General features: G+C 70.7%; 8 protein-coding genes. 4 read left to right on the top strand and 4 right to left on the bottom strand.

Annotation, left to right across the window (positions count from 1 at the left end; all coding sequences use genetic code 11):
• Both DM816_RS38520 and DM816_RS38525 read right to left on the bottom strand, forming a co-directional pair.
• The coding region (locus tag DM816_RS38520) for a hypothetical protein (RefSeq protein ID WP_211589036.1) at nucleotides 1-495 on the bottom strand (495 nt) is incomplete at its 3' end.
• A 154-nt stretch (nucleotides 496-649) separates the two neighbouring features.
• Nucleotides 650-1189 carry a YdeI/OmpD-associated family protein gene (locus DM816_RS38525; RefSeq protein WP_117215428.1) on the bottom strand — a complete coding sequence of 180 codons (540 nt, stop codon included), beginning with the start codon at nucleotides 1187-1189 and terminating at the stop codon, nucleotides 650-652.
• 148 nt (nucleotides 1190-1337) lie between these two features.
• On the opposite strand from DM816_RS38525, the gene DM816_RS38530 reads away from it, so the two are divergent.
• Nucleotides 1338-2282 carry a helix-turn-helix transcriptional regulator gene (locus DM816_RS38530; RefSeq protein WP_117215429.1) on the top strand — a complete coding sequence of 315 codons (945 nt, stop codon included), beginning with the start codon at nucleotides 1338-1340 and terminating at the stop codon, nucleotides 2280-2282.
• Nucleotides 2283-2423: 141 nt separating this feature from the next.
• Here the strand turns inward: DM816_RS38530 and DM816_RS38535 are convergent, their stop codons facing one another.
• Nucleotides 2424-3407, bottom strand: a complete 984-nt coding sequence (locus tag DM816_RS38535; protein WP_117215430.1) for a tyrosine-type recombinase/integrase — start codon at nucleotides 3405-3407, stop codon at nucleotides 2424-2426.
• 526 nt (nucleotides 3408-3933) lie between these two features.
• On the opposite strand from DM816_RS38535, the gene DM816_RS38540 reads away from it, so the two are divergent.
• Nucleotides 3934-4236, top strand: coding sequence for a GNAT family N-acetyltransferase (locus DM816_RS38540; protein ID WP_117215431.1), 303 nt, complete (start codon nucleotides 3934-3936; stop codon nucleotides 4234-4236).
• Nucleotides 4233-4919, top strand: coding sequence for a YqeB family protein (locus DM816_RS38545; protein ID WP_117215432.1), 687 nt, complete (start codon nucleotides 4233-4235; stop codon nucleotides 4917-4919). Before DM816_RS38540 ends, DM816_RS38545 begins: the two co-directional genes overlap by 4 nt.
• Here DM816_RS38545 and DM816_RS38550 read toward each other — a convergent pair.
• Nucleotides 4903-5835, bottom strand: a complete 933-nt coding sequence (locus DM816_RS38550; RefSeq protein ID WP_246002612.1) for an endonuclease/exonuclease/phosphatase family protein — start codon at nucleotides 5833-5835, stop codon at nucleotides 4903-4905. The genes DM816_RS38545 and DM816_RS38550 overlap by 17 nt on opposite strands.
• A 93-nt stretch (nucleotides 5836-5928) precedes the next feature.
• Here DM816_RS38550 and DM816_RS38555 point away from each other — a divergent pair, with 93 nt between their 5' ends.
• The gene (locus tag DM816_RS38555; RefSeq protein WP_117215433.1) at nucleotides 5929-7044 is read left to right on the top strand and encodes a winged helix DNA-binding domain-containing protein; all 1116 of its coding nucleotides are present in this window, start codon (nucleotides 5929-5931) and stop codon (nucleotides 7042-7044) included.
• Nucleotides 7045-7469 lie beyond the last annotated feature (425 nt).

Here is a 7469-nt window from a genome sequence, read left to right on the forward strand (position 1 = left end):
CGGCTTGGCCAGCACCCGTTGGGCCCGCGGGCTCAGCCTGCCCTGCACGGCCCGCGCCAGACCCGGGCCCGCCGCCGACGCCAGCAGCGGCGCCACCTTCGCGGCCAGGCCCGCCAGCACGGGAAGGAACTCCTGGCCGCCACCCAGCGCCGTCCCGGCCTCCGGGATCACCCCCAGCGCCTCGGCGGTCTCGTTCTCCTCCGCGGCCTCCGGCGGCTCGTAACCCTCGGCGCGCAGATCGCCGGTCGCCGACTCCTCACCCTCCACCTGCGCCAGCGCCTCCGGTGCGGCCTCGGCGAACTCCTCACCGGACTCGGCGGCCTCGGTGCCGACCTCGGCGTGCGCCTCCTGCGGCCCGCCGGATTCGCTGACCCCGCTGACCTCGCCGGTCACCTCCTCGACGGCTTCGCTGCCGGTCCCTGCGGCCTCATCCGCCCGCCGCCCGTTCTCCCCGGTCACGCGACCGCTTCGCGACTTCACCGCACTCGTGGTCATGATTGCTCCTCTCGCGCTAGCCGTAAACGGCGCCGCCTCACGGGCTGCCGTCGGGCAGGCTCCGCCCCGCGTCCGGGCCGCGATTCGCCCTCCCAGGTCGGCGCCACCACCGGTCATAAATCTACTGGAATCGGGAGAAGCTGGACGCGATTCGTCAGTGGTCGAGGGTAGTGATCGCCTTGGCCAGCCGCGCCGCTCTCGTCCGGGCCGACTTGGCCTTCAGCAAACCCAGAATGATTTGGTACCGCTGCGTTTTGCCCAGTGCGTCGAACGCCCGCGCGGCGGCCGGGTGTGCCCGCAGGGCCGCCAACAGATCCTCGGGCACCTCGGCCGTGGCCTGCGACGCGTACGCCGCGTCCCACCGCCCGTCGGCCTTGGCCGACGCCACCTGCGCCAGACCCGGCTCGCGCATGCGCCCCTGCGCGATCAGCCGCTGGGCCCTGTCCACATTGACCCGTGACCACTGGCTGCCCGGCCGCCGCGGCGAATACCGCTGCGCGTAGAAACTGTCGTCATAGGACCTGCGCTGGCTGTCGATCCACCCGAAACACAGCGCCACGTCCAGGGCCTCGCCGATGCTCAGCGTCGCCCCGCGCGCACCCTCCTTGGCGATCCGCAGCCACACCTCGGTCTCGGTGGCGTGATGCTCGCCCAGCCACGCCTCGAACTCACCCACACCCTCGAACGTCTCCATGCCCCCATCGTCCACGCTAAAGTGCTCACCAACCGACCACTTTCCACCGGTCGATCACGAACTTGCGTCCATGTCCGGCGGCGGGTCGCCGCACAAACTTCACGGTCAACCGGCGTCCCGGAGACAGCGCCGGGGGAGAGGGGGAACGATGCGCGCCGACCGGCTCGTGGCCGCACTGCTGATCCTGCAGTCCCGCGGCCGGGTCACCGCCGCCGAACTCGCCCGCGAACTGGAAACCTCCGTGGCCACCGCCCGCCGCGACCTGGAAGCCCTGTCCGCCGCCGGCATCCCGGTCTACCCGCAACCCGGCCGCGGCGGCGGCTGGGCACTGGTCGGCGGCGCCCGCACCGACCTGACCGGACTGTCCGCCACCGAGGCACGCGCCCTGTTCCTGCTCGCCGGGCCCGCCGCCGTGTCCGACCCCGCCAAATCCGCGCTGCGCAAACTCGTGCGCGCCCTGCCACACACCTTCCGCGCCGACGCCGAGGCCGCCGCCACCGCGACAACGATCGACCCCACTCGATGGGGGGAGCGGGACCGGCCCCGCCCGCCCCTGGTCGACCTGCTGCAGACCGCCGTCATCGCCCGGCGCAAGGTCCGCCTGAACTACACCAACGGCGCCAAACAGCAAACCGAGCGGCTCGTCGACCCGTGGGGCCTGGTCGACAAGGACGACATCTGGTACCTCATCGCCGGCACACCGGCCGGGCAGCGCACCTTCCGCCTCGACCGCATCGCCGACGCCGCACCCACCGACCAGCCCGCGCAACGGCCCGACGACTTCACCCTCGCCGAAGCCTGGCAGCACATCGTCGGCGAAGTCGAGCAGAAACGCTCCCGCACCTGGGCCACCGTGCTCATCGACCCGCGATACGTGCCCATCCTGCGCGGCCACTTCGGGCGGCACTGCCACACCGACCCGCAACCACACGCCGACGGGCGGGCCCGGGTCCGGCTCGGCGCGCCCACCCCACGCGACATCGCCCGCAATCTCGCCGGCTGGGGCACCACGGTCGACGTCGTCGAACCCGAATCCGTCCAAAGTGAACTGGCCCGCATCGGCGCCGAACTCACCGCCCGATACGAGGGCTAGAACGCCGCGATGGCCGAGGGCGCCCGCTCGGCCCGGCTCAACACGCGCGGCACGGGCACCGCGCCGCGACGGCGTACCGCAAAAAGGGAACCGGCGAAACCCCGCCCCTGACGGCTGGACAGCGTCGCGAACAGGGCATCGCTACGGCGCGCGTCGCGCCCGGGCGGCCCAGATCGCATACGACGGATCGCGGTCGAGGTTGTGCCGGTCACGGTCATACCTGCGGGTCGTCCGGGGGTCGGCGTGACCCATCGCGTCCTGCACGTCCTCCAACGGCACACCCTCGGCACGGGCGGTCGTGGCGAAGGCGTGCCGCAACGAGTGCGGCGACAACTTGGCGGCCGAGGGGATCCCCGCCTTCTCGGCAAGCCGGCGCACCAGCCGGAAGATGGCGTGACGGTCGACGGGCCGGCCCTTGTCCGTGACGAACAGCGGGCCGCTGAGCTCTTCGGGTGCGACCCCGGCCCGCTCGCCGCGCTGACGAAGATAACTGTCGACGGCCTCCGCCGTGCCCGGGGCCAACGCGCGCCGCCGCTGCTTGCCGCCTTTGGCGTGGAAGCGCACCGTGCGATGCCCGCGCTCGTGCCCCAGGTCGGCGATGTCAAGGGCCACCAGCTCTCCGACCCGCAAGCCCAGATCGGCCAGCAGCGTCACGATGGCATGCGCCCGGGCCGAGTCGAGCGCGGCCGTGTACAGCAGCGCGTCAACCTCCGACGGGGACATCCCGACCGTGGCGGAGTGGTCTCGCGACACATAGGGCCGGTCCGCCCCGGCGACCGGATTGGTGCCGACCACACCAAGTTTGATCATAAAGTCGTACCAGCTGGACAGCCCGGATAGCTTCCGCGCCACGGTGGCCGGCGTCAGCGGCCGTCCGGTCCGCACGTCGATCTGCTGTTCGAGATGCCGCGCGTAGGTGTTGACGTGCGTGAACATCGCCTGCAGCGGATCGATGCCGCCGTCCAGGCACCATGCGAGGAAGTTGGCGACATCGCGTCTGTACGCCTCGCGAGTGTTCGCCGACAGGCGGCGGTTGGCCAGCCACGCCTCGACAAAGGACGCGTATTGCGGCTCAGATCCGGCCAACGCACCAAAGCCGACAGACCCGAAGGCATCCAGCGACATGATCCCAACATACCGCCCGCCGGTCTCGGCCTCTCATGCCGACACCACCGATTAACGGATTACAAAAACAGCAATTCAATAATTCTCCAAAGCTCGGCGGACCCGACGATTCTTCGGAATCCGGCTACACCATAATGACTGTTATGGTGTAACAGGCGTTGCCGGACGGTCAGGGATTGGTTGTCCACGCGTCGGCTGGCGTCCTGAGCCGTCTCGACCCGGTGCCGTCTTTCTCGATCCGTGTCAGCAGAAGATCGTTTCTCGTCGGCTGTCAGTGCGGCGACGACTCCCCGAGCACGGTTCTGGTTCAGGGTTCATCGTTGCGCTGCGCTCGATGCGGGCGACGTATGCGGTGGGCGGGCTTGCGGCCGGCACTCCCCCTGTGCGACGTGCGACATGCGCCGGGTCATGAGGATCCACGCGCGGCGGAGGGCTATGGCCGGTCGCCGCCGGAGTTGGGACCGGCATCCGTCGAGCCGTTTGGCCGCGGTGATCCGCGCGCCGGGCTTCGAGTAGCCTTCGCCGAATGGGGATCGATGTGAGGGACGCTCCGGAGTTGGAGCGGTTCGAGGCCCGCGACGACGACGGGCAGCCGGCCGGGTTTGTGACCTATCAGGTGACGGGCAGCGTGATCGTGTACACGCACACCGAGGTGAAACAGGCGTTCCAGGGGCAGGGCGTGGGGTCGGCGCTGGCGCGGGCGGTGATGGAGGACGCGAAGGCCAGGGGGCGCACGGTGGTGCCGATGTGCCCGTACCTGGTCAAGTGGCTCGACAAACACCCGGAGTATGAGCCGATCATTGCCCGCACGACGAAGAGGGTGAAATGACACCGACCGGGCCGACCGTTGTCAGGGACCCGGTGTGGGTGCGTGTGCTGGTGTGGCTGGGGTTTCCCATCGCCGGGGCGCTGTTGGGGTACCTGCTGAAATTGGTTTCAAGATGGATAGTGGGTCTGGAGTGGGCACCCTGGCAAGGGCCGTTCAAGCTGCTGACCAAGATGCACGAGCCGTGGTTCACCATCGTGCCGGTGGCTGTGGGTGTGGTGGCGGGGCTGGTGCTGGCGTTGCTGGCGTGGGAGGACAGTCTCAGGGTGTCGGTGTCGCGCGAGTCGGTGGGGCTCAGGCGGGGCGATAAGGAGCGGGAGCTGTCGGCGGCCGCGGTGCGGGGGGTGTTCGTCGACGGCAAGGAGCTGGTGCTGCTGGGTGCCTCGGGTGAGGAACTGGCCCGGGAGAAGTCCGATCTGGACGGTGGGCTGCTGCGGGAGGCGTTCGGGGCGCACGGGTTCGCCTGGCTGGACGGTGATCCTTTTGCGGGGCGGTACCGGCGGTGGGTGGAGGGCGATCCGGCGTTGTCGGGCAGCGCCAACGCGGTGCTCAAGGCGCGGGCGTCGGCTTTGGACAAGGGTCACAAGGAGGATGCGGCGGAGCTGCGCGAGGAGCTGGTGAAGCTGGGCGTGGTGGTCCGCGATGTGGGCAAGAAGCAATGGTGGCGGGTTATCGAGCCAGTTTGAGGTCGGCGGCCACGGGCCGGTGGTCGCTGGCGGTGGCGGGCAGGACGCGGGCGTCGGTGGCGGTGACGCCGCGGATGAGGATGTGGTCGATGCGAGCCATGGGGAATCCGGCGGGCCAGGAGAAGCCGAATCCCCAGCCGCCTTCGGCATGTGCTGAGGTCAGTCCGTAGGTCAGCGGGGCGAGCTCGCGGTCGTAGGCGGTGCCGTTGAAGTCGCCCATGACGATGACGCGGGCCAGTTTTTCGGCGGCGATGCGCTCGCCGAGCTGGGTGACGGTGGTGTTGCGCCGGGCGGAGCTGAACCCTTCGCCGGGGCTGACGCGCACCGAGGCCAGGTGGGCGACGTAGACGGCGACGGGCCCGGCGGGGGTTTGCGCCTCGGCGCGCAGGGCGCGGGGCCAGCCGATGCCGATGTCGACCTGTTCGCCGGCGCGCAGCGGGTGGCGGCTCCACAGGGCGACGGTGCCGGAGTCGATGTGGTGCGGGTAGCGGGCGCGCAGCAGCCGGCCGAAGGTGGCCAGGTCGTCGTCGGTGAGTTCCTGCAGGGCGATGATGTCGGGTTCGGCGGCGAGCAGGACGGCGGCGGTGCCGTCGGGGTCGGGATTGGACGCGCCGATGTTGTGGGTGAGCACCCGCAGGTCGTGGTCGCCGCCGCCCTTGCCGGGCACGACGAGGTGGCCGAACAGGCCGAGCCACACGACCGTGGTGAGGGCGGCGGCCAGGGCGGCGGTGGCCGAGCGGCGCCACAGGGCCGCGGCGGCCAGCAGCGGGATGCTCAGGCCGAGCCAGGGCAGGAAGGTTTCCAGCAGGCTGCCGAGGTTGCCGGGGCTGTTGGGGACATGTTTGTGGCCGAGCATGGCGGCGATGGCCAGCAGCGCCAGCAAGGCGGGCACGATACCGCGGCTCCAGGTGGTCACCGCATCAATTTACCCAGGGCGCCGGGCGGGTGTGCCGGTGCCTGAAGTGGTGCTTGAGGGCGGGTGTCGTACGGCTCGGGTAGGTTGCGTGGCATGGCAGCCGATGTTTTGAGCCGGCGCGAGCTCAACCGCGCGACCTTGGAGCGGCAGCTGCTGCTGCGCCGCTGGAGTGTGCCGGTGGCCGAGGCGCTGGAGCGGGTCGTGGGCATGCAGGCGCAGGCGCCCAACCCGCCCTACTTCGGGCTGTGGGCGCGGCTGGAGGGGTTCCACCAGGACGATCTGATCAAGCTGGTGCAGGAGCGTGAGGTGGTGCGCATCGCGCTGATGCGCTCGACGATCCACCTGGTGACCGCGGGTGACTGCCTGTTTTTGCGGCCGCTGGTGCAGGTGATGCATGAGCGGGGGTTCGGGTCCGGCTACCGCAAGCTGGCCGACGGGCTTGACGTGGCGGCGGTGGCCGCGGCGGGGCGCACGCTGGTGGAGGCCAAGCCGATGACGTTCGCCGAGCTGGGTGAGCAGCTGGCGCAGCGGTTCGCCGGCCGTGATCCGCACATGCTGGCGATGGTGGTGCGCACGTGGGTGCCGCTGGTGCAGGTGCCTCCGCGGGGGTTGTGGGGGTTCAGCGGGCAGGCCGCGCACACCTCCGCCGAGCAGTGGCTGGGGCGTGCACTTCGGACGGATGCCGGCGGGCAGGAGCTGATCCTGCGCTATCTGGCCGGGTTCGGGCCGGCCAGTGTGAGGGATGTGCAGACGTGGGCGGGGGTGACCCGGCTCAAGGAGCCGATGGAGCAGCTGCGGCCGCGGCTGCGGGTGTTCCGCGACGAGCAGGGGGTGGAGCTGTTCGACCTGCCCGAGGCGCCACGCCCGTCGGCCGATGTGACCGCGCCGGCCCGGTTCGTGGCCGAGTTCGAAAACATGCTGCTGTCCTATGCCGACCGGAGCCGGATCATCAGTGAGGAGCACCGCAAGCGGATCTTCACGCCCAACGGGCTGATCCCGGGCACGTTCCTGCTCGACGGGTTTGTGGCCGGCACGTGGCGGTTGCAGCGGCAGCGCGACGAGTCGGTGCTGCAGGTCAGCCCGTTCGGGCGGCTGTCCAAGGCGGACCGTGCGGCGCTGCAGGCCGAGGGGCTCAAGCTGCTGGCCTTCGCCGCGCCGGAGACCGACCACGACATCCGGTTCGAGCCGGCGGCCGGCCGGGCCGCCTGAAGAGCCCGTCAGGTGGGCCGCACTTCGGTGAAGCGCCGGCCGGGCCGGAGGAAAGAGCCCGCCGGGTGGGCTGCACTCCGTGGAGAGGCGGCAGTACAGTGCACGCCGGGAAACGTCAGGCGGCTCCCAGGTTGTCGGCGCGTGACGGCTGCCCACCGGACCGGCGCGGCGTGGGGTGCGGCACCCGTGGATGCCGGCGGTCGGCGGTGGGCCGCGCATCACGGGCCCCAACGAGCCGGCAGCATCACTACCCTACCTTCATGGCCATTTTGAGTACCGGGGCACGACAGCCGTTCCGGCGACGGCTTCGAGTTCGGCCTGGCGCTGCTGCTCGACGGGATCGAACGGCGCATCACATGACCCGCCGGCTGGACCTGGGCCACCTCGTGCCGGCCCGCGCCGCCGGGGTCGGCCCGTACCCGGCG

Origin of the sequence: Allorhizocola rhizosphaerae, from assembly GCF_003426775.1 — a bacterium.
Lineage (GTDB): Bacteria > Actinomycetota > Actinomycetes > Mycobacteriales > Micromonosporaceae > Allorhizocola > Allorhizocola rhizosphaerae.

Coding starts and splice junctions, on each gene's coding strand:
- DM816_RS38535 (WP_117215430.1), bottom strand. CDS start 3,407: ATGTCGCTGGATGCCTTCGGGTCTGTCGGCTTTGGTGCGTTGGCCGGA.
- DM816_RS38530 (WP_117215429.1), top strand. CDS start 1,338: ATGCGCGCCGACCGGCTCGTGGCCGCACTGCTGATCCTGCAGTCCCGC.
- DM816_RS38525 (WP_117215428.1), bottom strand. CDS start 1,189: ATGGAGACGTTCGAGGGTGTGGGTGAGTTCGAGGCGTGGCTGGGCGAG.
- DM816_RS38555 (WP_117215433.1), top strand. CDS start 5,929: ATGGCAGCCGATGTTTTGAGCCGGCGCGAGCTCAACCGCGCGACCTTG.
- DM816_RS38545 (WP_117215432.1), top strand. CDS start 4,233: ATGACACCGACCGGGCCGACCGTTGTCAGGGACCCGGTGTGGGTGCGT.
- DM816_RS38540 (WP_117215431.1), top strand. CDS start 3,934: ATGGGGATCGATGTGAGGGACGCTCCGGAGTTGGAGCGGTTCGAGGCC.